Origin of the sequence: Brevibacterium sp. CS2 (genome assembly GCF_005280295.1) — a bacterium.
In the GTDB taxonomy this organism is placed as follows: Bacteria; Actinomycetota; Actinomycetes; order Actinomycetales; family Brevibacteriaceae; genus Brevibacterium; species Brevibacterium pityocampae.
The window spans coordinates 2350856-2374025 of the sequence record NZ_CP040020.1; the positions used below are offsets into that span (position 1 = coordinate 2350856).

The 23170-nt window shown below is 65.1% G+C and carries 20 protein-coding genes, 1 tRNA gene, 4 pseudogenes and 1 other annotated feature; of the genes and pseudogenes, 12 read left to right on the top strand and 13 right to left on the bottom strand.

Features of this window, described 5'->3' with window-relative positions:
* The first annotated feature begins 97 nt into the window (after positions 1-97).
* The 5 genes and pseudogenes from FDF13_RS15340 to FDF13_RS10600 all read left to right on the top strand — a co-directional run bounded on the left by FDF13_RS15340 (position 98) and on the right by FDF13_RS10600 (position 5282).
* Entirely contained in the window at positions 98-901 is an 804-nt protein-coding gene (locus FDF13_RS15340; RefSeq protein WP_254668780.1) for a hypothetical protein, read from the top strand.
* Positions 898-1758: a hypothetical protein gene (locus tag FDF13_RS10585; RefSeq protein WP_254668781.1), complete on the top strand. Its 861-nt coding sequence runs from the start codon at positions 898-900 to the stop codon at positions 1756-1758. Before FDF13_RS15340 ends, FDF13_RS10585 begins: the two co-directional genes overlap by 4 nt.
* On the top strand, positions 1751-2512 hold the full coding sequence (locus FDF13_RS10590) for an ATP-binding protein (RefSeq protein WP_137319612.1): 762 nt from the start codon (positions 1751-1753) through the stop codon (positions 2510-2512). The genes FDF13_RS10585 and FDF13_RS10590 overlap by 8 nt, the downstream gene beginning before the upstream one ends.
* Before the next feature lie 208 nt (positions 2513-2720).
* Positions 2721-3926: pseudogene (locus tag FDF13_RS10595) on the top strand (IS3 family transposase).
* A gap of 6 nt (positions 3927-3932) precedes the next feature.
* Positions 3933-5282, top strand: coding sequence for an IS256 family transposase (locus tag FDF13_RS10600; protein WP_137318492.1), 1350 nt, complete (start codon positions 3933-3935; stop codon positions 5280-5282).
* 179 nt (positions 5283-5461) lie between these two features.
* Here FDF13_RS10600 and FDF13_RS10605 read toward each other — a convergent pair whose 3' ends face one another.
* A complete protein-coding gene (locus tag FDF13_RS10605; RefSeq protein ID WP_137319613.1) occupies positions 5462-7639 on the bottom strand; it encodes a YhgE/Pip domain-containing protein in 2178 nt (725 codons plus the stop codon).
* 39 nt (positions 7640-7678) lie between these two features.
* The gene (locus FDF13_RS10610; protein ID WP_254668782.1) at positions 7679-8524 is read right to left on the bottom strand and encodes an ATP-binding cassette domain-containing protein; all 846 of its coding nucleotides are present in this window, start codon (positions 8522-8524) and stop codon (positions 7679-7681) included.
* Between the two features lie 470 nt (positions 8525-8994).
* On the opposite strand from FDF13_RS10610, the gene FDF13_RS10615 reads away from it, so the two are divergent.
* Entirely contained in the window at positions 8995-9246 is a 252-nt protein-coding gene (locus FDF13_RS10615) for a hypothetical protein (RefSeq protein ID WP_137319614.1), read from the top strand.
* Between the two features lie 44 nt (positions 9247-9290).
* On the opposite strand, the gene FDF13_RS10620 is transcribed toward FDF13_RS10615, so the two are convergent.
* Positions 9291-10634, bottom strand: a complete 1344-nt coding sequence (locus tag FDF13_RS10620) for an IS256 family transposase (protein WP_254668976.1) — start codon at positions 10632-10634, stop codon at positions 9291-9293.
* 258 nt (positions 10635-10892) lie between these two features.
* Here FDF13_RS10620 and FDF13_RS10625 point away from each other — a divergent pair, with 258 nt between their 5' ends.
* Together FDF13_RS10625 and FDF13_RS10630 are read left to right on the top strand one after the other, a co-directional pair.
* A complete protein-coding gene (locus FDF13_RS10625; RefSeq protein WP_245873472.1) occupies positions 10893-11057 on the top strand; it encodes a zinc ribbon domain-containing protein in 165 nt (54 codons plus the stop codon).
* 41 nt (positions 11058-11098) lie between these two features.
* Positions 11099-11850: pseudogene (locus tag FDF13_RS10630) on the top strand (IS3 family transposase); the annotation flags it as partial.
* Positions 11398-11532: a sequence feature (AL1L pseudoknot), on the top strand. (Overlaps the previous pseudogene by 135 nt.)
* Positions 11851-11907: 57 nt before the next feature.
* Here FDF13_RS10630 and FDF13_RS10635 read toward each other — a convergent pair.
* From FDF13_RS10635 to FDF13_RS10645, 3 genes are read right to left on the bottom strand one after another with little or no spacing between them, the layout of a single operon-like run.
* Positions 11908-12726 (bottom strand): AAA family ATPase, encoded by an 819-nt coding sequence (locus FDF13_RS10635; RefSeq protein ID WP_101652518.1) that lies wholly within the window; start codon positions 12724-12726, stop codon positions 11908-11910.
* Positions 12723-14129 carry a Mu transposase C-terminal domain-containing protein gene (locus FDF13_RS10640; RefSeq protein WP_101652516.1) on the bottom strand — a complete coding sequence of 469 codons (1407 nt, stop codon included), beginning with the start codon at positions 14127-14129 and terminating at the stop codon, positions 12723-12725. The genes FDF13_RS10635 and FDF13_RS10640 overlap by 4 nt, the downstream gene beginning before the upstream one ends.
* 10 nt (positions 14130-14139) lie before the next feature.
* A complete protein-coding gene (locus FDF13_RS10645; protein ID WP_101652514.1) occupies positions 14140-14736 on the bottom strand; it encodes a recombinase family protein in 597 nt (198 codons plus the stop codon).
* A gap of 193 nt (positions 14737-14929) precedes the next feature.
* On the opposite strand from FDF13_RS10645, the gene FDF13_RS10650 reads away from it, so the two are divergent.
* On the top strand, positions 14930-15289 hold the full coding sequence (locus FDF13_RS10650; RefSeq protein ID WP_006590980.1) for a helix-turn-helix transcriptional regulator: 360 nt from the start codon (positions 14930-14932) through the stop codon (positions 15287-15289).
* Positions 15286-15888 carry a cadmium resistance transporter gene (locus FDF13_RS10655; RefSeq protein ID WP_016997609.1) on the top strand — a complete coding sequence of 201 codons (603 nt, stop codon included), beginning with the start codon at positions 15286-15288 and terminating at the stop codon, positions 15886-15888. Before FDF13_RS10650 ends, FDF13_RS10655 begins: the two co-directional genes overlap by 4 nt.
* A gap of 197 nt (positions 15889-16085) precedes the next feature.
* Here the strand turns inward: FDF13_RS10655 and FDF13_RS10660 are convergent, their stop codons facing one another.
* The 3 genes from FDF13_RS10660 to FDF13_RS10670 are packed head-to-tail and all read right to left on the bottom strand — an operon-like array spanning position 16086 to position 17454.
* A complete protein-coding gene (locus FDF13_RS10660; RefSeq protein WP_164513548.1) occupies positions 16086-16538 on the bottom strand; it encodes an SRPBCC domain-containing protein in 453 nt (150 codons plus the stop codon).
* Between the two features lie 47 nt (positions 16539-16585).
* The gene (locus FDF13_RS10665) at positions 16586-16972 is read right to left on the bottom strand and encodes a helix-turn-helix transcriptional regulator (RefSeq protein WP_083545934.1); all 387 of its coding nucleotides are present in this window, start codon (positions 16970-16972) and stop codon (positions 16586-16588) included.
* Positions 16969-17454: an SRPBCC family protein gene (locus tag FDF13_RS10670; protein ID WP_217494854.1), complete on the bottom strand. Its 486-nt coding sequence runs from the start codon at positions 17452-17454 to the stop codon at positions 16969-16971. Before FDF13_RS10670 ends, FDF13_RS10665 begins: the two co-directional genes overlap by 4 nt.
* Positions 17455-17669: 215 nt before the next feature.
* On the opposite strand from FDF13_RS10670, the pseudogene FDF13_RS10675 reads away from it, so the two are divergent.
* Positions 17670-18089: pseudogene (locus FDF13_RS10675) on the top strand (DDE-type integrase/transposase/recombinase); the annotation flags it as partial.
* A gap of 129 nt (positions 18090-18218) precedes the next feature.
* Positions 18219-19333: pseudogene (locus FDF13_RS10680) on the top strand (IS3 family transposase); the annotation flags it as partial.
* 88 nt (positions 19334-19421) lie between these two features.
* On the opposite strand, the gene FDF13_RS14845 reads toward FDF13_RS10680, so the two are convergent.
* The 4 genes from FDF13_RS14845 to FDF13_RS10700 all read right to left on the bottom strand — a co-directional run bounded on the left by FDF13_RS14845 (position 19422) and on the right by FDF13_RS10700 (position 23147).
* Positions 19422-19802: a hypothetical protein gene (locus FDF13_RS14845; RefSeq protein WP_217494855.1), complete on the bottom strand. Its 381-nt coding sequence runs from the start codon at positions 19800-19802 to the stop codon at positions 19422-19424.
* A 223-nt stretch (positions 19803-20025) separates the two neighbouring features.
* Positions 20026-20102: transfer RNA gene (locus FDF13_RS10690), tRNA-Val, on the bottom strand.
* A gap of 61 nt (positions 20103-20163) precedes the next feature.
* On the bottom strand, positions 20164-21546 hold the full coding sequence (locus FDF13_RS10695) for a uracil-xanthine permease family protein (protein ID WP_137319617.1): 1383 nt from the start codon (positions 21544-21546) through the stop codon (positions 20164-20166).
* An 86-nt stretch (positions 21547-21632) separates the two neighbouring features.
* The gene (locus tag FDF13_RS10700; protein WP_137319618.1) at positions 21633-23147 is read right to left on the bottom strand and encodes a fatty acyl-CoA synthetase; all 1515 of its coding nucleotides are present in this window, start codon (positions 23145-23147) and stop codon (positions 21633-21635) included.
* Positions 23148-23170 lie beyond the last annotated feature (23 nt).

Genomic DNA, 23170 nt, shown 5'->3' on the forward strand with positions numbered 1-23170 from the left:
CTGGCGGGTGGAATCGGTAGCGCTTGCGGGTGTTGTGTTCCAGGATTGCTTTCACCTGCAGCCAACGGAGGCTGCACTGGATGGAAGGACCCCGACTATGGCCGACTACCGACGCATCATGATGTTGCTGATCCAGCAGCGTTCCTACCGGCAGATCGAGGTGATGGCCAGCTGTTCGCATCGCGCGATCGCCAGAGCTCGCCGCGTCCTCGACGAGCACCGCTTGAGCACCGTTGCTGACGTCGAGGGGCTCAGCGCCGAGGATCTTGACCGGTTGTTCTCCGACGGCCGCAAGAGCAGCGCCGGCGAATTCGCCCCGATCGACTTCGACTCCATCGTGCAAGCCAGAGTGGGCCGGAAGAAGCCTCCACTGAAAGTGCTCTGGGCGAAGTACGTCAACACCGATGCGCCCGCGGGCGTGCGTCACTACGGGTACGACCGGTTCTGCGAGCTCGTCGCCGAGCACGTGCGCGTGCATGATCTCACCGCCCCCATCCGGCATGTGCCCGGGCACACGATGCAAGTCGATTGGGCCGGGTCCCCGATGCAGCTGCTCGACCCGATCACACGAGAGAGCACCCGGGTATCGGTGTTCGTCGCGACGCTGCCCTACTCCGGATTCGTCTACGCCCGCGGCTACCTCGACGAGAAACTGTCTGCCTGGTGTGATGGTCATCAGCGGGCATTCGAGTTCATCAGCGGGCATTCGAGTTCATCGGCGGTGTGCCCCTCATGGTCGTCCCGGACAATGCTTCGACGGCGTCGAACCAGATCAGCAAGACCGAACGCACACGCGACGTCAACGCAGCCTACGCACAGTTCCTCGAGCATCACCGCAGCGCTGCAGTCCCCACACGTTCAGCTGCTCCGCGGGATAAGGGCAATGTCGAAGCCGGTGTGAAAGTCGTGACGAACTGGGCCATCCACTACCTCGCCGATCAGGTCTTCGCCTCTCTCGATGACCTCAACGAAGCCCTCGCTGAACGGGTGGAGTGGATCAACCACAGAACCCCGTTCCGCGGTGAGGAACGCAGCCGCCACGCCTGGTTCACGGAGGCGGAGAAGCCGGAACTGCTCGAACTGCCCGAGCACAGATGGGAGCCAGTCGTCTGGAGGAAAGCGAAGGTGCATCGGGACTGGCATATCCAGATCGACACGATCAAGTATTCCGTGCCGTACGAGTTCGCGGGAGTCAGTGTGGATGTGCGCATCGTCGGCAGCCAGGTCGAGGTCCTCGCCGGCGGGGACGTGGTCGCCAGGCACCGGCGAGGCAGGCATCGCAACGGCTACGTCACCGACCCGGATCATGCACCTGCCTACCTGGCAGAGACGGCGGGACTGTGGACGCGCACCTACTTCCTCCGCCAGGCGGCGAAAGTCGGCCCGGCCACCGTCGCAGCCCTGGAGCGCCTGCTCGATCGCAAGAAGATCGAGGCGCAGGGGTTCCGTTCGTGTATGAACATCCTCGACCTGGGCAAACGTCGTGGCCGAGTGCTGCTGGAACAGGCATGTCAACACCTCATCGACAGTGATGAGCACCGCCAGATCACCTACACCGCGGTCAAGAACACCACGAGCGCGCTGCAGGCTCAGCAGGACGAAAGACCTCGCACGCTGCCGGCCGCACCGCCTGGCACCGCCGCTGCTCGGGCATCATCGGCAGGTCGAGACACCAGTGGGGCCCACCTGGCAGGGATCTCTGCATTCAGCCTCGAAACCCTCACGGCGCAGAACACGCGGGAGGCTGACGATGCTTGACATGCACCTGAGTGTTGATGACATGCCCCTGTTCACGAAGCTACGCATGACCGCCTTCGGCGAAGCGGTCATCGAGATCGCCAACGACCCCGACTGTGATGAGTGGACCTTCTCCCAGAAGATCAGACACGCCCTCGAACGAGAGAGCACGGCCCGCGGCGAACGGCGGATGCTCAAGCTCTTGAAAGCCTCGCACACCCCGAACCCGGCTGCCTGCGTTGAGGACATCCACTACCTCGATGGGCGCTCACTGAACCGTGACGTCGTCGCCAGGCTTGCATCGTGCGGCTGGATCGATCGCTGCACCAACCTCGTGATCTTGGGTTCCTCGAGCGTGGGGAAGTCATATCTTGCTCAAGCCCTCGTCAACGCCGCCTGCAGACGCGACTACACAGCCAGATACTATCGGCTTGACGACCTCGCCAACCAACTCGCCGTCCAGCACCACTCCGACCCAGGACGGCTCCGCTTCCTCCAGAATCTGCACGAGTGCGACCTGCTCGTATTGGATGACTTCCTCACCACGCCCATCAGCCCCGAGATCGCAGCCGAGCTCCTCAACATTCTCGCCGCACGTGAGGGACGAGGCTCGACAGCCGTCACATCACAGTTCGACCCCACCGACTGGTACAAATCACTCCATGACGCCGTGATCGCGGAATCGATCCTCAACCGGATCGTGTCCAACGCCGAACTGGTCCAACTCGCCGGCCCGAACATGCGTCGCCACACCAAACTCGACGCCGCCGACTGAACACCACCGCGGGCGGGATCGCCGCTACCCGGCCGTCCCGCCCGCGCTACCGGTTCGCCACACACACGCTACCGAAAGACGCTGCTAAACAGCCTTTCTGCACCCGCCCCAAGCGCGCAGACTGGGGTCGGTTCTGGCCAGCAAGGCACAGTCGCAGTGAACCGTCCTGGGTTTCGTTCCGATCTACGTGATCGAGGAGGATTGGAACATGGCCAAGTCGTATACCCCGCAGTTCAAGGAGCGGGCGCTGCGGGTGATGCAGGACCATCGCCGCATTGAGGAGACCTCGGAATGGACAGCGGCGACTGCCGTCGGGGAGAAGCTGGGCGTCTCGCCGCATACTTTGCGGGGATGGTCGAAGCAGGCCCGCCGTGACGCCGGTGTCGAAGAAGGTCCTACGAGCGCGGACCTCGAGGAACTCAAGCGGTTGCGCCGCGAGGTCAAGGAGCTCAAACGCGCGAACGAGATCCTCAAGACCGCGTCAGCGTTTTTCGCCGCGGAACTCGACCGTCCCACGACGAAATGATCCGGTTCATCGACACGTTCCGGGATCGTTTCGGGGTCGAGTTCATCTGTCGCGTCCTGGGCGCGACGGCGTGCGGGTTCATCACCTCCCGTGGCTACCGGGCAGCGAAATCCCGGACGCCCGCAGCTCGCGCCATTCGCGATGGTCTTCTCGTCGAGGAGGTCAAGCGGCTCCATGCTGCGAACTACGGCGTCTACGGGGTGCGGAAGATGTGGCACGCGATGCGCCGAGCCGGATGGGATATCGGCCGGGACCAGACAGCGAGGCTCATGCGCGTGGCCGGCGTGACAGGGGTCGTGCGCGGTCGGAAGCCGCGTACGACGGTGCTGGCCCGTGTGCCGGATCAGCGTCCGGATTTGGTGATGCGGGACTTCAAAGCGCCGGCGCCGAACCGTCTGTGGGTCGCTGACATCACCTACGTGCGGACCTCGTGCGGATTCGTCTACACGGCATTCGTCATCGACGCGTATAGCCGCCGCATCGTCGGGTGGGCGACGCGGTCGTCGATGACGACTGAGGCGCTGTCGCTGGAGGCTTTGGAGCATGCGCTGAACTGCCCGCGGTGGTGCTGAGCAGCTCGTCCACCACTCTGACAGAGGCTCGCAGTACGTTGCCGTGGCCTACACCGAGCGACCCGCTGACGCGAGTATCCGGCCGTCTGTGGGGAGTGTAGGAGACAGCTATGACAATGCACTGGCTGAGACGGTCAACGGGCTGTACAAGACTGAGCTGATCTACTCGCAGCCGGCGTGGGCTGGGCTGACCGAGGTGGAGTTCGCGACGATGAACTGGGTGCACTGGTGGAACACCGGCCGGCTGCATGAAGGACTCGGACATCGGACCCCGGCCGGGGGGTGTCAAATGAATTGTGTACCGGTTCACTCATGAGAGGACATGATGGTGACTGTGACCGATGCACAATCGAACCCGAATCAGGCATCCGAGCTGATTGAGCAGCTCAAGGCGTCCGGGGCTCTGGATGAGCTGTTTTCCAAGATCGATTCCGGTGAGGTCGAGCTGACCGGCGACGGTGGTCTGGTGCCGGCGCTGATCAAGGAGACACTCGAGCGAGGCCTGCAGGCGGAGATGACCTCGCACCTGGGCTACGCCAAGGGCGACCGCGACGACAAGGTGACGGCCAATTCCCGCAACGGCTCCTATGCCAAGACCGTCGCGTCGGAGGCCGGCGATATCGAGATCGCCGTGCCCCGGGACCGGGACGGGTCGTTCACCCCCAGGCTGGTGCCGAAGGGCTCCCGGCGGTTGGGTGGACTCGATGACATGATCATCAGCCTCTACGCCGGCGGGATGACGATCCGGGATATCCAGCACCACCTGCTGTCGACGATCGGCACCGAGTTGTCGCACGAGACGATCGCCAATATCACCGATGCGGTGCTGGAGGCGGTGATGGAGTGGCAGAATCGACCCTTGGAGGAGTTCTACCCGGTCATCTACCTCGACGCGATCCGGGTCAAGGTCCGCGACAACGGCCACGTCAGATCCAAGGCCGCTCACATCGCCGTCGGTGTCGACATGGACGGCATCAAGCACGTGCTCGGCATCTGGGTGCAGAACACCGAAGGCGCCTCGTTCTGGGCCCACGTGTGCGCGGAGCTGGCCAACCGCGGCGTCCGCGACGTGCTCATCGTGTGCTGCGACGGACTGACCGGCCTGGCTGAGGCGATCGAGGCGACCTGGCCGGATTCCATGGTCCAGACCTGTGTCGTCCACCTGATCCGGGCAGCGAATCGGTTCGTCGCTTACGGCGACCGCAAGGCCGTGTCGAAGGAGCTCAAGACGATCTACGCCGCTGCGAACGAGGAGACGGCCCTGCAAGCGCTCACGGAGTTCGCCGAATCACCATTGGGCCAGAAGTACCCCTCAGCCGTGGCGGTATGGGAGAACGCCTGGGACCGATTCACCCCTTTCCTGCAGTTCCCACCCGACCTGCGCCGGGTGATCTACACGACCAACGCGATCGAGTCGCTGAACTACCAGCTGCGCAAGGTCACGAAGAACCGCTCCCAGTTCCCCACCGACGACTCCGTGGTCAAGCTGCTGTGGCTGGCGATCTGCAACATCGAGGACAAGCGCGCCCGTGAACGCGAGAAGGAGCGCGGCAAGGCCGGCACACGAAGAGCTTCCGGCCGGCTCGTCGAGGGCCAAGTCACGACGAACTGGAAACAAGCCCTGGCCCAGCTGGCCGTGGCCTACCCCGACCGAATCAACCGATACCTGTAAAACCCCGCACACAATTCACTTGACAAGCCCCCCGGCCGAGGTCGAAGCTAAGCATTTTGAAACCGTGGCAAGACAAGTCGATACTTTAACTGCCGTCTAGGAATGAAACCCAGGACGGTTCAGTCCCGCGACAACTCTGCAGCCCGAACCCCAAGGCACGACCCCGCACCCGGCCCGGCCTACAGCTGCAGGCTCGGGTGGAGCTGAGTGAGAGTGACCATACGCTTGCGACTGCAGACCACGGTTGTGGCGACCAGGGGGATTGCAGTCATCAGCAGCAGCACCACTGCCGCCTGCGCGGCGATGAACATGTCGCCGCCGGCGACCAGGGTCCGCAGGCCCTTGACCGCGTGCGTCATCGGCAGGAACGGCGAGATGATCTGGAAGATCTTCGGTGCCGTCTCCACCGGATAGGTTCCGCCTGCCGAAGCGATCTGCAGCATCAGCAGGACCAGGGCGATCAGTCTGCCGACACCGCCCAAGGCCGCGACACACAACTGGTGCACGGAGTGGAAACACGCCGCCGCGAGCATCGAGAACAGCAGCGTCCACAGCCACGCTCCGGCCGAGAAGTCCAAGGTGAATGCGAGGATCGCATAGAGAACTGCGACTTGAGCGATACCGAAGAGCAGCCCGGGAACGTAGCCGGCCCAGGCGATGCGCGACGAAGTCGCCGATGAGAACAGCGCCCGATATGGAATGGCGTTGATGACCATATAGGTGATCATTCCGCCGATCCACAGGGCCAAGGAGACGAAGAACGCGGACAGTCCCTCGCCATAGGCGTCGACCGCGTTGTCCTTGACTTTGTCTGCATCGACGGGAACAGCCACGACATCCGAACGGTTCTCCCGGTCCTTCTTGTCATAGGTCGGGATCTGCTCAAGTCCCTTCTGCAGACCATCGGCGAGTTCGCCGGAGCCGTCATCGAGTTTGCCCGCGCCCTTGTCGAGTTCGGTCGACCCGTCAACGAGCTGTTCCGAACCGTCCTTGAGATCACCGGCTCCGTCCTTGGCCTTCGCCGTGCCGTCCTTGAGCTGGACGGCACCGTCATGGAGGTCCCCGACACCTTTGGCGAGCTTTCCCGCACCTGCGTCGAGCTTGATCAGCCCGGAGTGGAGGTCGTCGGCACCGGTCGCGACCTTCTGCGCTCCGTCGTCGAGCTGACCGATCTTCTTATCCGCCGTGCGGATCTCGTCCATCACCCCGTCGACCGCGTCGGTCAGCTTGTCCTCGAGGTTCTTGGCCTTATCCTTGGCATCGGAGGCGCGCTGGTGCGCGGAATCGAGGTCCTCGCCGAGGCCGTCGGCCTCCTCGGCGAGTTTCTTGACGTTCGGGTCGTCCGGATAGTCCTCCTGCAGCTGCTTGATCCGGTCGTCCATATCCCCTCGCACGGTGGTTCGAGCATCGTCGAAGTCCCCTTCGGCGCGCTCGAGCTTGGGGCGGGCCCCATCGACGACGTCATCGGCCTTTCGTTTGACGTCCTCGGCCTTCCTCGTGGCCTCGTCGGCGGTATCACGCAGCTCCGAGGTGCCGTCGGCGACCTGTCCTGCGCCGTCGGCGAGTTTCTTCGAACCGTTCTTCGCCTCTGTGGTGGATTTCGCCAGGGTGTCGGCACCGTCGGCAAGGTCGCCGCTGCCTTTCTTCAGTTCACCTGCGCCCTTATCGAGGTCGTTGAGCCCGGTCTGCAGGGTTCCGATGCCCTTGTCGAGCTTCGTCGTCCCACCGACGAGTTCGCTGGTACCGTCGTGGAGTTGGTCTGCTCCGTCGTGCAGTTCGGCCGCACCGTCTGCAGCCTTCTCCGTCTCGGAGTGGATATCGTTGAATCCGAGATACACCTGGTTGACGTACTCGGCGGTCGTCGTCTTACTCAGTCCGTCCTTGATCTCGGAGAGGATGGTCCCGGCCATCTGCCCGACGATGAAGTTGTGGGCGTCGTCGGTGCGCAGCCGCAGCCCTGCCTGCTCCGGATGGTCACCGCCGGTCGACACGAGCATCTCGGAGAAGTCCGAGGGGATCTCGAGGACCGCGAAGTACTTCCCTTCAGCCAGCCCCTCGTCGGCTTCTTTCTGGCTGGTCTCCTGCCAGTCGAATCCGCCTTCGCCCTTCCGCGTGATCTCGTCAACGAGTTCCTGACCGGCGTCGAGCTTCTCTCCGTCCGACTCGGGCTTCTCGGCGCCGGTATCCTCGTTGACGATCGCTGCCTGCAGCTTGTCGAGGTGCCCGGCCGGGTCCCAATTCGAGGCCAGGTAGAGCCCACCGTAGATCGACGGGATGACGATGATGACGATCATCGCCAAGCGCGTGATCGTGTGGCGTTTGAATCGTGAGAGTTCTAACCAGGGCAGGGAGAACATTCGGGAATCTCCTCGGATTCGTATACGTGGGCAGGAAGTTCAGTGTTTGGACCCGCGATGAGCGGGAGGGTGGGGCGGCAGTTCGAGTTCGACAATCGACGGCTCCGCGCGGGAGTCGAGCGACCTGGTGGCGATGTCGAGTTCGCTCGAGTCCTCGCAGGAGACGATGACCGTGAGCAGGTCCTCGGGATCCCGTGATCTGCGCAGCTGCTGGTAGATGAGGATCCCGGCCCAAGCACGGGCTCGGTCGGCGGATTCGCGCAGGTAGTCGATGTTGTCGATGACGACGACGGGTTGGCGGCTGAGACTCGCCAGCCCGAGTTCGAGGAAGAATTTCTGCAGCTCACTCAGCTCAGAGACGAATACCTCTCCGTCATCGTCGATGAGGAAGTCCGCGCGCTGGGCGTCCTGCTTCGAGAACGTCCCCGGCGGGAGTTCGTCAATGATCTCCGTGGCCGTGGTGAAGGTGTCCCGAATGAGACCGATGACCTCACGCAGGGTCGATTTCGACGCCCACGGCTTGTACCAGGGCTGGAGCATGATCTGTCGTTCTGCGACGTGCTGTGCAACCGTGAAATCGTCCTCAAGGTCCGTCAGCCCGCCGATATGTCCGACCGCAACCTGCCCGCGCACGGTGCGGGCCTGCTTGCGGATATCGATATCGCCGAGGCGGCCCTCCCCCTCGGAGACCCGCATCCTTCCTGCCAAGGACAGGAGGAGAGAGGTCTTCCCGCTGCCAGCGGGACCACGTACGACAGCGATGGCACCGGTCGGCACCTCGAGGTCGATATCGGTGAACACATCGCCCTGTTTGCCGGACAGCGACCAACCGCGCACCGCGACCGCTGGCGCGTCGATGTCGGTGTCCTCGGCGAGAGTGTTCATCGTGCTCTCCATAGCCATCGCTCCCAATCGTCTGTGCCTTCGTCGCTCCGGTCAGTGCCGAAGAATTCTGCACCGCGCAGGTGACTGCAGAATACGCCACTACCGGCACGTGGGGGGGGGGTGCGCAACGGGCGACTCCATGCGAAATTACCCATTGGTAACTCCAATGAATTCTCTCATGAAAATAGTGGGAGAGTGACCCGAGAAGACCCAGTTGTCACGAATTGCACATCGGTTTCCTGCACAGAGTCCGTGCGGTCTTTCGATGGGACCGCGGCGCCCTCTAGATGGCCGGGACCGTAAGGCGATTTCAGGGGTAGGGTCGCACTACCGAAGACGTCGATGTCCCTTGACACACGGCGACGAGAATGAGAAGCGAATGAGCACGGCCGATCGCAATCCCACCGGAATGCACAGACGGTGGGGGCTGAGCCCGTCGACGCTGGGCCTCGGTGATGGCGACCGGCGTCATGTCGATCGGCGCCGAGGGAATCTGGCGACATGCCGTCCACACGCTGCCGATGACCTTTTCGGCCGGACTGTGGAGCATGGTCTTCCTGCTGGGCATGCGAACGGCGGCGAGCATGCATCTGGGCCGCCCGGGTCGTGTGCCGGCGATCGAACTGGTCGGCCAGCACTGGTTCTGGATCGGACCAGCGGTCTGGGCGATGGTCTTCGACACCATGGTCACCTCATTCGTCAGAGCCCTCCGCAGTCGCTGATCGGTGGGCTTGTCAATCCCTGTGTGTAAGGGGTGTGACGGGGGTTACAAGTAGGGTTCGATTCGTTCGGGGTAGACGAGGGCGAGTTGGCCGAGGGCGGCCTTCCAGTTCGTGGTTACCGATCCTTCGATGAGGCGTCCGGGGGCTCGGCGTTCAGCGGCGGGTAGGCCGCGTTCCTTCTCGCGCTCCCGGGCTCGCTTGTCCTCGATGTTGCAGATCGCCAGCCACAGCAGCTTGACCACGGCGGCGTCGTTGAGGAAGTGGCCGCGGTTCTTGGTGACCTTGCGCAGCTGGTAGTTCAGCGACTCAATCGCGTTCGTCGTGTAGATGACGCGGCGTAGCTCGGGCGGGAGGGCCAGGAACGGGATGAACCGCTCCCAGGCCGCCCGGAACGTCCGCGCCGCGGCGGGGTACTTCGTGCCCCAGGGGCCGGCCTCGAATGCCTCCAGCGCCTCCAGAGCCGCGTCCTCGCTGGCGGCGGTGTAGATCGGCTTCAGCGCCGTGGCGACGGCCTTGCGGTCCCCGTAGGACACGAACCGCATCGCGGCGCGGATCAGGTGGACCACGCAGGTCTGCACGGTGGCCAGCGGCCAGGTCGCCTCGATCGCCTCGGGGAAGCCGGTCAGCCCGTCGCAGCACACGATCAGCACGTCGCGCACCCCGCGGTTGGCGAGGTCCGTGCAGACCTGGGCCCAGAACTTCGCGCCCTCGTGGGTCTGGACCCAGATCCCCAGGACGTGCTTGATGCCGTCCATGTCCACGCCGACGGCGATGTGGGCGGCCTTGTTGACCACGTGAGAGCCGTCCTTGACCTTGACCATGATCGCGTCGAGGTAGATCACCGGGTACAGCGACTCCAGCGGACGGCGCTGCCACGCGAGGACCTCCTCGGCGATGGAGTCCACGACCTTGCCGATCGTCTCGTGACTCACGTCCACCCCGACCGTGGAGGCTAGGTGGTGGGAGATGTCGCGCAGCGTCATCCCGCCGGCGTACAGCGAGATGATCATCCCGTCGACCCCGTCCAGGCGGCGCTGACCCTTGCCTACCAGCATCGGGGTGAAGGTCCCGGCCCGATCGCGCGGGATCGCGAGCTCGATGTCCCCGACCTCGCTCGTCACGGTCTTGGCGTAGTGCCCGTTACGGGAGTTCGGGTGGTCGGCGGCGTCGACCGCGCCCTTCTCATAGCCCACGTGCTCACTCAGCTCGGCCTCCAGGCCCCGCTCCAGGGCGGCCTTGAGCATCCCGCCCAGCACCCCGCCGTCTCCGGTCAGCGGTTCACCGGCATCGATCCGGGCGAAGACCTCATCCAGGGCTCCGGTGGTCTTGAGCTCGGCCGCGAGCTCGGCCTGCTTTCTACGACGCTCAGCGCGCTCCTCGGCGCTCATCTTCGGCATGGCGTCAATCGTCACAGTGTGTCTCCTTCAGGGGGTGGTGCCACACCCCTTACACACACCATTTGACAGGCCCCCCGGCCGAGGTCGAAGCTAAGCATTTTGAAACCGTGGCAAGACAAGTCGATACTTTAACTGCCGTCTAGGAACTAACCCAGGACGGTTCACAGCGCCTCCGGGGAGAAGACCCAGACCCATGATCACTACCTCAAAGGCAGCCTGTACTGCGGGCAGTGCGGGTCACGGCTGACGCTGACCAACGCCAAGAGCCGCCGCGGCGTGATCTACCCCTACTTCATGTGCACCGGATGGCACGCCCGCCGCACCAATTGCGAACGAAAGTCCATGTTCGTGCCCGACATCGAAGCCGCGGTCGAGGACTACTACCGCCACGTCCAGATACCTGAAGCGCCCTGAGTTTGTTGGAGGCTCCTGACCTTGGAAACGAGGATGGAGTTATGCCGAAGGAACTGGCGAATGGGAAGCCGACGACGCGTCGCTACTCGGACGAGGAGAAGGCCGCCGCGGTGCGGATGGTGAGGACGCTGCGGTCCGAGCTCGGGGTCACGCAAGGAACCGTGCAGCGAGTCGCGACGCAGCTCGGGTACGGGGTCGAATCCGTGCGGATGTGGGTGAAGCAGGCCGACATCGACGAGGGTGTCACCTCCGGCGTGAGCTCGGCGGAGGCGCAGCGGGTGAAAGAGCTCGAGCAAGAAGTCCGCGAGCTTCGCCGGGCCAACGAGGTGCTGAAGCGGGCTGCGTCTTTCTTCGGGGCGGAGCTCGACCGCCACTACCGGAAGTAGTCGCGTTCATCGACGCGAACAAGGACGACCTCGTCGACGGTCGCCGGCTCGGAGTCGAGCTCATCTGCAGACAGTTGCAGGTGGCTCCGAGCAGCTACTACGCCGCTAAGACCCGCACCCCGTCCGCCCGTGCCCAGCGGGACGAGGAGCTGATCCCGCGGCTCGTCGAGCTGTGGGAGGCGAACTACCGGGTCTACGGGGTCCGCAAGCTCTGGAAGGCGGCCCGGCGGGCGGGGATCGCGATCGGCCGCGACCAGACCGCGAGGTTGATGAAGGTGGCAGGGATCGAGGGCGCGAGGCGCTCGAAACGGGTGAAGACGACCAGGCCGGATCCGGCGTCCGCGCGACACCCGGATCTGGTGCAGCGGGAGTTCACCGCGACCGCTCCGAACCGGCTCTGGGTGACGGTGTGACTTCTGCGTTTAAATGGCGGGGTTCTTCCGACGTTCCGTGGCGGGCCGGGGTCAGGTGACGCCGATGACCAGGGTGCTTTGGGCGGCTTCGATGACGTCGTTGGTGATGGTGTCGAGTTCGTTGATCTTCAGCACGCGCTGGATCTGGGGGATGAGGCGTTCGAGCAGCCGGAAGTTGCCGCGGGTGACCCGCGCGATGGCGGCGATGGCTTGGGCGTCGGTGAAGTCTTCGGGGTCGAGGGTCTTGCCGAGGGAGCGCCAGTGTCGTTGCAGGACGAACAACAGTTCGTCCTGACCCAGGGGTCGGTATTGATGGGCGAACCCGACCCGGCTGTAGAACTGGGGGTAGTGGCTGAACTGCTTCTCCAGTCCGGGCATGCCGATCAGGATCAGTGCGATGTCGTCTCGGTCGTAGCGGTCGCGCAGCAGTTCCAGGGCGGCGGGGCGGAGCCGTTCGGCCTCGTCGACGATGATCAGCTCGACGTAGTTCCTGCTGCGGCGCCATCCCCAGGTCTCGGGCGTGACGTCGCCGTGCGGCGCGAGGTGCTGTTCGATGCAGATGTTGGTGCGGGTGATGGCCTGATTGAGCTCATCCTTCAGGGTCCGCGGGGTGGTCAGCACGCTGGGGGTGTAGAGCACGGTGCGGCTCCGGTTCAGGGCGGCGTAGATCTTGGCGTCATCGTCGGAGCGCGGCCCCCAGTAGGTCAGCAGATCGTGGGCCTTGTCCCAGTGCGCGTAGCGGCGCGCCGAGAGCGTCTTGCCCACTCCGGCCGGCCCGAAGCACAGGCCGATGGTGTGGCCGCGGCGCACGGCGTCGGCGAACTCGGTGAAGCGGCGGTGTTCTTTGGTGACGATGAAGCGCTGGCTCACCTCAGGTCCTCCTTGTAGACCTTCAACTTCCGTTTCGGCGTCTGCGCCGCCGCTGGTTCCTCCGCGGGAGGTGGTGTCTCGGTGGTGTGTGCGGCCACGACAGCGATGCGTTCGTTGATGCCGGCCCGTAGTGCCCGGCGTCTCGCGTTGCGAGCGGCCTGGATCTCTTTGAGGCTGACCTTCTGGTCGTGGTGCTCCTGGTTGACGGCCTTGCAGAGGAACTCGTCGTGGTCGAAGACGCGGATCTCGGTGATGTCGCGAGGGTCGTAACGGATCACGACCGACTGTCCGACGTAGCCGGCCAGGGTCGGGGAGACGTAGCGCAGGCCCTGGAATCGGATGCCATCGCGGCGCACGACGCGGGTCTTGGCCACGGTCAGCAACAGTCCGTCGAGAGCTTCCAGGCTCTCGGGCATGCGGGGCAGCCAGCCCTCGGCGATCCACGCGCTGCGCGGGGAGGTGCCGATCTCGCTGTGCGTGCGGTCGTTGTAGGTGGCCACGAACCTTTCGACGGCGGTATCGAGCTCGGCCAGGGACAGTGTCGGTGTTGGCCAGGGCTGGCCTTCGCCGATGTATCCGGGCAGGTCGGCCAGCAACTCGGTGTTGACGGTGCCGAAGAACCGCTCGATCTTGCCCCGGCCCTGGGGGCGGGCGACGGTGGAATGGATCAGCCGGATGTGGAGGTCGACGGCGGTGCCGGCGAGCTGGTGGCTGATGAAGTCACTGCCGTGATCGACGTAGAGCACGTCCGGTAGGCCGCACATCGGCCAGGCCGGGTCGGCCTTGTGCCAGATCGCCTGCCGCAGCGCCAGCGCGGTGTTCATCGCCGACGGTGCGCCCAGGACGACGGTATAGCCGCAGATCGCTCGGGAGCAGTCATCGAGGATGGTCGTCAACCACGGCCGGGCAGGCTTGCCATCGGTGCCGACTACCAGGATGTCGAGCAACGTGTGATCGGACTGCCACATCGCGTTGGGCCACTCCGCCTGCCGGCGCAGCACCAGCTCGTGCTTGTCGCGATAGGACGCCGCGCCTTCCAGGGCGAGGGTGACCATGCCCAGGTCCAGGGCGCGCACGATCTCCCACACCACCGAATAGGACGGGACCGGCCACCCGTGGATGCCGCAGATGCCGGTGACCTTGCGATGGATCGTGGCGATAGCCGGCCGCGGCTTGCTCAGCGCCAGACCCTCGATCACGTGGACGAGATCGGTCGGCAAGCGGTGGGTGCCGGCGTCCATTCGCGAGGCCGTCTCCAGGCCCGCGTAGCCGTCGGTCCGGTAGCGGGCGTGCCAGCGCTCCAGGGTCCGCAGCCCGACGCCGGACTCGCGGGCCAGACGCGCGAGCGGAACCTCGTCCTCCACATGGAGCCGGAGAATGCGCCACCGCGCCGCAGCGTCCATCGCCGCGCACCTACTGCACGACGCTCTCGCGGCCACGCTGCGCGCGCTCCAGGGCACGGTAGACCGTGGAGCGGCCGACGCTGAACAGCTCGGCCAGCTCGCCCACGGTGTGCTCCTTGGCGGCATGCAGTTGGACGAGGTGAGCCTCCTGGCGTGGGGTGAGCTTCGGAGACTTCCCGCGCAGCCGGCCCTTGGCCTTGGCGACCTTCATCCCCTCGCGGGTGCGGGCGCGAATGAGGTCGGCTTCGAACTCGGCGACCATCGCCAGCACGTTGAACAGCAGTTTGCCCATCGGGTCCGTCGGGTCATACACCGATCCGGCGATGCTGAGTTTCACCTCGCGGGCCGCGAGGTCATCGGCAATCTCGTGAGCATCGCGCACCGAACGTGCCAACCGGTCGAGCTTGGTGACCACGAACGTGTCACCGGCCCGGCATGCCGCCAGCGCCTGCCGCAGCCCGGCGCGATCCGCATTGCGGCCGGTCAGTCCGTGATCGACGTATATGCGCATCGCGTCGACACCGAGAGCGCTGAGGCCATCGCGCTGGGCGGTGAGGTCCTGTTCATCGGTGGAGACCCGGGCGTACCCGACCTTCAAAGCGGACATGCTTCTAAGTGTGTCATATAAGGCCCCGTCACCGAACAGTTCACCGGACGGGTCTTACGGGACACCTCGTCAGGCATGCTATCGGACTCCCATGTCGGGAGTGGGTGTGTCCGGTCGAGGTTCCCCTTACGGGCATGCGATCTGGGCTGACGCCTGTGACCGAGTGTTCAGTGCGCGCTGTATAGTTCAGTCCATGCTGACTATTGCTTCGCGTCTCGACGTGATGAACCGCCTGGGTCGTGCACTGGCCGACCCCACTCGATCCCGGATCATCTTGACCCTGCTCGACCATCCCGCTTACCCGGCGGAACTGGCCCGAGATCTGGACCTGACACGCCCGAACGTGTCCAACCACCTGGCATGCCTGCGCGATTGCGGGATCGTCGTCTCCGAGCCCGAGGGTCGTCGGACACGATATGAGATCGCCGATTCGCACCTGGCGCAGGCGCTGACGGCACTGGTCGATGCCACCCTGGCAGTGGACGAAGACGCCCCGTGCATCGATCCCGCCTGCTCGCTTCCCGGATGCGACGCAGCTGGGGAGGGCGCATGATCCTCACCTCGGTCTTGCAGGCGATGGGCCTGTTCGCAGCGACCAACATCGACGACATCATCGTGCTCTCCCTCTTCTTCGCGCGAGGGGCAGGCCAGCGCGGCACTACCGCCCGCATTCTGGCCGGCCAGTACCTCGGATTCGCCGGCATCCTCGGTGCCGCGGTCCTGGTGACCATCGGTGCCGGAGCATTCCTGCCCTCGGCAGCCATCCCGTACTTCGGTCTCATCCCTCTGGGCCTCGGCCTCTGGGCCGCATGGCAGGCCTGGCGCGGAGACGATGACGACGATGACGACGAGGCCAAGGTTGCCGGCAAGAAGGTCGGCGTGTGGACAGTCGCAGGCGTCACCCTTGCCAACGGCGGCGACAACATCGGCGTCTACACCCCTGTCTTCCTCAGCGTGGAACCTCTCGCAGTAGTCGCCTACTGCATCGTCTTCCTCGCGCTCGTCGCGGTCCTGGTGGCCCTGGCAAAGTTCGTCGCCACCCGCCCCCCGATCGCCGAAGTGCTCGAACGCTGGGAGCACATCCTCTTCCCCATCGTTCTCATCGGCCTCGGCATCGTGATCCTCGTCAGCGGCGGAGCCTTCGGACTCTGACGTAGCGGCAGCGATCCAAACGGCCCCGACCGGGCGCACCCCTCTCGGTTCAGACCGCGACACCTACCTGCAGCCAGTCCTGCGTGATCGCGGCAACAAGACCGCCACGGAGCGCTGCAAAAACCCCGCCACCAAGCGAACGAAGCCACACGCTGGTGTCGGAGTCGGGTCCGACGGAACCCCTCGACCGACGTTTGTCAGCGGTCGGAGTACTCCGCATCGGGGAACTTGTCGTACATCAGGTCACCCTCGATGCCGTGCTCAAGCCACGCCTTCAGCGACGCGAGTACGAGAGTGAAACCGGACATCGATTCGATGGCGTTGGCTGCCGGCGTGTCGCCCCCGAAGTCGGTCTCGCGGATGTGCACCAGTGTGGCGTCGCCGCGGTCCTCGAAGTCGATCCTCAGCGGCCGCCCATCGTCCCAGCGAAGGTCGAGCAGCCGGTTGGGGAGGGCCTCGACGACCTCTACCTTGGCGACGGCGCCAGCGATCTTGAACGTCCAGGTGACCCGCGCGCCGGTGCGTAGGGGCCCTGAAGATTCGGCCAGCCAGAACCGGCAGATTCGCTCAGGGTCGGCGAAGGTTCGGTACACCTCACCGGGTGCCTTGCGGATCAGCATGTCGACGTCGACGACGGGTTGATAGCTCACGGATTCTCCTGACGGGTGCAATGGTGTCGGCATTTGGGATGAGTCAGTCAATCGTCGGCCGTCGTCTCAGCCGCGCGTTTGAGCGACTTGAGCCTCGTGTCCCATGTGGCGGAGAGATCGGCCAGCCATCGGGCGGAAGCGTCTAGGGGATCGGGGCGCGCGAAGTACAGAACCTCTCGGCCGGCTCGAACCCGCTCGACCAGTCCTGCCGTCTCAAGGACGTGCAGATGCTTCACGACCGCCTGGCGGGAAACCGGCAGGCGACCAGCGAGGAGCGTCGCGCTGGCCTGACCTATATCGACGAGGGCACTCAGAAGTTGCCGACGTGTCGGATCGGCCAGCGCCGCTAAGACGGCCTCGACGCTCTGATCGCCTCCATTGCTCGCGGCGGCGTTAGCACCGAGGGGCTGTCCCGTGTCAGCGGAGTTGGTCATGCCTGCATTTGCTCGGCGTCCCGCTTGGCGACGTCGAGCTGCATCTCCCAGCCTCCGACGTTGTCCTCCACGGCCGTGGCGCGGGCGTCGGCCGAGGGATACAGGGAGGTGAAGCCGCTCTCGACCACCCGCAACAGCGTGCCGCCGCCCTGTTCGGTCAAGAAGAACTCCACTAGCGTGGAAGTGCCCTCGACGAGCTGCTGGCCGGGGTCCTCTCCGCCGCGGTAGGAGACGTAGCGAGGAGCATCGCTGGAGATGGGTAATACCGGGAACCGACCGTACGGCGGATAATCCACGACGACGAGGTCACCTTCCTGGGTGACGGATCGATGAGAGGGGTCGCCGTCCCCGACCCACCAGCCCGGTTCACTCACCAGCGCCCACACCCGCTCGATGGGCGCATCGATCAGGATTTCGCGCTCGATGCGGTCCATGTTTTCACCTGCACTGCTCATTTCGACCGTCCTTCGTTTGATCCACATGCTTGCAACCCTATAGTTGCACGTTGACGAACCACGTGCAACGGTTGGGTTGCGTCTTGAAGCGTTATCGAGCCGCCGGCGCCCGGACGCTGGCTTCCCGTAAGCCCATGGTCTTACGGAACGCCGGAGCATCACTGCTACCCATCGCGCGCGAGGGAGCGGAGGCCGCCACTGAACGTCTGAAGAACCCCGCCATTTAGCGGACGAAGTCACAGGTGACGGATCTGACGTTCGTGGCGACCTGGGCCGGTGTCGCGTTCGTGTGCTTCATCATCGACGCGTTCTCCCGCATGATCGTCGGGTGGCGGGTCGCGTCGCACATGCGCACCGTGATGATCCTCGACGCCATCGAGATGGCCCGCTGGTCCAGAGGTCACCGCCACGCGGACCTGCGGTGTCACAGCGACGCGGGGTCTCAATTCACGTCCATTCGCTACGGCGAACGCCTCGCGGAGATCGGCGCGACGCCGTCGATCGGGACCGTCGGTGACAGCTATGACAATGCCCTGGCCGAGACGGTGAACGGGTACTACAAGGCCGAACTCGTCCGCGGGCCGGCCCGGTCCGGGCCGTGGAAGACGGTCGAGAATCTCGAGCTCGCCACCCTCGGTTGGGTGCACTGGCACAACACGCAGGGGACTGCTGAGGGTTTAGTTGACTTCACGACTGGATAAGTTCCAGGAAGGATGGAAGTCATGCCAAAGATCTACACCGATGAGTTCAAGCAATCAGCTCTCGAGCTCCTGGGCGAGGGGATGACCCAGAAGCAGGTCTGCGCCGACCTCGGCATCTCGAAGTCAGCTCTCCAGGCCTGGGTGCGTGACTCACGCCTGCGTGAGCACGGACTCGAGCCCTCTCGTGATGTCGAGGAGTCTCGCGCCCAGGCAGCAGCACTGAAGCGGATCAGGGAACTCGAGCGGGAGAACAAGATCCTCCGCGAGGCTGCAGCGTATCTCTCGCAAGCGAACTTGAAGCTCGGTGGTCATCACCCAAAATGATGTACCCGCTGGTCCTCGACCTTGCTGCCGCCGGGGTGCCGGTGGCAGTGGCCTGCCGGGTACTCGGCTTTACCAAGCAGGGTTTCTACAAGTGGTGCGCGAAACCTGTCTCTGACCGGGAACTCGAGGAGGCGCACTTGATCAATGCCGCCTACGACGTTCATACGGACGATCCTGAGTTCGGGCACCGGTTCATCGCTGATGAGCTCCAGGCGTGCGGATACAGCGCCTCTGAACGTCGTGTGTGGCGGCTGTGCTCGCAGCAGGAGCTGTTCTCCCACACGATCAAACGAGCCCGGAAGCACGGTAAGAAGCCCGGCCCGCCAGTGTGTGATGACCTCGTCGAACGCGACTTCACAGCAAAGGCAGTCAACGAGTTGTGGCTGACCGATATCACCGAGCATCACACCAGTGAGGGCAAGCTGTATATGTGCGCGGTCAAGGATGTGTTCAGCAACAGAATCGTCGGTTATGCCATCGATTCGAGGATGAAATCTCGTCTGGCTGTGGCGGCGATTGATGACGCTGTGGCTCGTCGTGGCGGACCGCGAGCCGTGGCAGGGTGTGTCGTTCACTCGGATCGCGGGTCGCAATTTCGCTCTCGTAAGTTCCAGCAGGTTCTACGGCGTTACGGGCTAGTCGGATCGATGGGTCGGGTCGGCGCTGCTGGTGATAATGCGGCGATGGAATCGTTCTTCGCTGTGTTGCAGAAGAACGTCCTCGACCGGGGCCGTTGGGACACGCGAGCGAGGTTGCGGACATCGATCGTCCACTGGGTCGAGCGGACCTACCACCGGAAGCGTCGGCAACGGCGTTTGGGTAAACTGACTCCGGTTGAATACGAGCTTGTTCACCACAAGGCCGTCACTCTGGCGGCATAAACCCCGGAGTCAACTAAACCGTCAGCAGTCCCCAGCGCCTCCACGGCTACCTCGGCGACGTCCCGCCCGCCGAGTTCGAGAACGCGTTCTATGCTGTCCAAGCCGACCGCGAACACCTGGTCGGAATCAAATAGCGCGAGTCTCCATCAGACCCAGGGCGCTTCAACCCGAACACGTCGTTACCGCGCTGCGCGAGCTGGTCACCAGCGAGTTCGACCGCCTGCACCAGGTCGCCAAGCACGAGGCCCAGGGGTACAAAGCCGAACGCGACGCGCTCCGTGACGAGCGCACCAAGCTCATGCAAGCTCACTACGCCGGAGCCGTGCCCCTCGACCTGCTCGGCTCGGAGCAGGACCGCATCGCCCGTCGGCTCGCGTTCCTCGACGCCCAGATCAACGCCGGCGACATCGAGTACGAACAAGCCAAAGCACACCTGGACGACTGCCTCGCCCTCGCTGGGGACATGCACGCCATCTACATGAGCATCGACGACTCGCTACGCCGGATCGCCAACCAAGCCTTCTTCGACAAGCTCATCGTCACCGATGACGACACCATCCACGGCGAACCCGGCGTCCCGTTCAACGTGTTCCTCGACCGCGACGTCCAGACCCTCGCCGTCCGCCAACAGGGACGGACGGCGGAATCTGGAACTCAAACCGGTGATGTCGTCCGTTTGAACAACGACCTTCTGGTGGGCCCAGAGGGACTCGAACCCCCGACCCTCTCGGTGTAAACGAGATGCTCTAGCCAACTGAGCTATAGGCCCCGACCGCCGTTCCTGTCGTCCCGGTTCGGACGACGGTGACAGCGGAATCAGTATGGCACACTCACCCGTCCGTCCGGCGTCCGTCCTCGAGCTCGGTTCCGCCCGGGACCGAGGCGGGGCTCGCCGCTTCGAGGCTCGTGCCCCGCCAGCGGGAGATCCCGCGCATGAGGTGGTAGATGCCGATCGCGCACGCGCTGCCGATCGCGATGCCTTCGAAGGTGAGGTCCCCGGCCATGATCGTGTAGTTCGCGATCGCGACGATGAGGGCGACGGCGGCGGTGTTGAGGTTGACCGGGTCGGAGAAGTCGACGCGGTTCTGCACCCAGATCCGGATGCCGAGGAGGCCGATCATCCCGTACAGCACGGTCGCCGCGCCGCCGAGGACGCCGGGCGGGATCGTCGCGATCGCCTCGCCGAACTTCGGGAGCATGCTGAGCACGAGCGCCATGAGGGCTGCGAGGACATAGGCCGCCGTCGAGTACACGCGGGTCGCCGCCATGACGCCGATGTTCTCGGCATAGGTCGTCGTGCCCGACCCGCCGCCGGAGCCCGCGAGCGTCGTCGCGAGGCCGTCGGCGAGCAGCGCCCGGCCGGTGATCGGGTCGAGGTTCTGCCCGGTCATCGCGGACACCGACTTGACGTGGCCGATGTTCTCCGCGACGAGGACGAGGACCACGGGGAGGAAAAGGCCGAGGAGCGCGAGGTCGAACGCGGGCGCGTGGAACTCCGGCAGGCCGACCCACCCCGCCTCTCCGATGGCCGCGAAGTCGACCTGGCCCTGGAGCGCGGCGGCGGCATACCCGACGAGCACGCCCACGAGGATCGACAGCCGGCCGATGATGCCCTTGAAGAGCACCGTGGTGAGGAGGATCGCGGCGATCGTGATGACCGCGGTGAGCGGCGCCATCTGCACCCAGTTCCATGCCGCGGGGGCGAGGTTGAAGCCGATGAGCGCGACGATCGTCCCGGTGACGATCGGCGGCATGGTGACCTCGATCCAGCGGGTGCCGGCGAAATGGACGACGACGCCGATGAGCGCGAGGAGGATGCCGACGGAGACGATCCCGCCCTGGGCGAGGGCCATCTTCGCCGGGTCGACCGCGGTGCCCGACTCCGGGTCGAATCCGGTGACCGCGGCGAGCGGGGCGAGGAGGGCGAACGACGAGCCGAGGTAGGACGGCATCTTCCCGGCGGTGACGAGGAGGAAGAGCAGGGTGCCGACCGCGGTGAAGAACAGGGTGGTCGCCGGCGGGAACCCGCTCAGCAGCGGCACGAGGAACGTCGCGCCGAACATCGCGACGACGTGCTGGGCGCCGATCCCGGCGGTGCGCGGCCAGGAGAGCCGTTCGCCGGGCAGCACCACGGCTCCGGGCTCGATCCGCCTCCCGTCGCCGTGGAGCGTCCAGAACGGGGTGCGGGAGCGCGGGGAGGAGGTGCTGCTCATCGATGTGTCCTCGGGGTTGGGGTGAACGGGCCACCGAGTATCCTACGGACTCCCGGTCCGGTGCCGCGCACCGGAGGTAGCCCCGCTCAGCGCGAGCGCAGCGTGCGCTTGAGGATCTTCCCCGAGGAGTTCTTCGGCAGCTCGTCGACGAAGTGGACCGCCTTGGGCACCTTGAAGCCGGCGAGCCGACCCTTGACGTGCTCGATGACCTGCTCCGCGGTGAGGCTGTCGTCCTTGCGGACGACATAGGCGGTGATCGCCTCGATCCACTTCTCGTCCGGCATGCCGATGACCGCGACCTCGGCGACGGAGTCGAGCTCGAAGATCGCGTCCTCGACCTGGCGGCTCGCGACGAGCACGCCGCCGGTGTTGATGACGTCCTTGACCCGGTCGATGACCTCGACGTAGCCCTCGGCGTCCTGGATGACGAGGTCGCCGGAGTGGAACCAGCCGTCGCGGAACGCCTCCTCGGTCGCCTCGGGCTTGTTCCAGTAGCCCTCGCACAGCTGCGGGGAGCGGTAGAGGATCTCGCCCTGGGTGCCGGGCTCGACGTCGACGCCCGAGGGGTCGACGACCCGGGTCTCGACGAACAGGCACGCGCGGCCGGCCGAGCCGAGCCGGTCTTTGTGCTCCTCGGGCCGGAGCACGGTGCACAGGGGGCCCATCTCCGACTGCCCGAAGCAGTTGTAGAACCCGAGCTCGGGGAGGTGTGCGACGAGCTTGTGGAGCACCGGTCCGGGCATGATCGAGGCGCCGTAGTACGCCTTGCGCAGGCTCGTGAGGTCCCGGGTGGCGAAGTCCGGGTGGTTGACGAGCGCGACCCACACGGTGGGCGCGGCGAAGAAGGTGTTGATCCCCTCGGACTCGATGAGGGCGAGGAGGTCGCCGGGCACCGGGACGGGGACGATGATGTTGTACGCGCCCTTGATGAGCGCCGGGATGAGGAACACGTGCATCTGCGCGGAGTGGTAGAGCGGGAGCGCGTGGACCTGTCGGTCGCCCTCGTCGAAGTCGAGGACATCGAGGCAGCTGAGGTAGTGGTGGAGGAGGGCGCGGTGCGTCATCACCGCGCCCTTGGGCAGCGAGGTCGTGCCCGAGGTGTAGAGCAGCTGGGCGACGTCGGTGTCGGTGACGTCGAACTCGCCCATCGCCTCCGGGGCGATGTCCGCGGCCCGGGCGGTGTCGAGGAGGTCCTCGAAGTCGACCCGCAGCGCGGCGCGGCCGGCCTCGGTGGCGTCGACGTCGGCGGCCATCGTGGCGTCCGAGATCACAAGGCGAGCGCCGGAGTCGTCGAGGATGTACTCGAGCTCGTCGTTCTTGAGCTGATAATTCACCGGCACGTGGATGAGGCCCGCGCGCACCGTGGCGAGGAACACGAGGGCGTAGAGGTCGGAGTTCTTCCCATAGGCGGCCACCCGGTCGCCGTGGTCGAGGCCCTGGGACACGAGGTGCCGGGCGAGCGCCGTGACCCCGGCGTCGAGCTCGGCGTAGGTCCACGTCCGGTCGCCGAAGACGATGGCGGTCCGGTCGGGAGAGCGCCGTGCGGTGCGGCGGAGGACGTCGGCGATGGTGCTGGATCGCAGCGCTGGGATCGAGTTCATGGGTCCACCCTAATGTGCTCCGG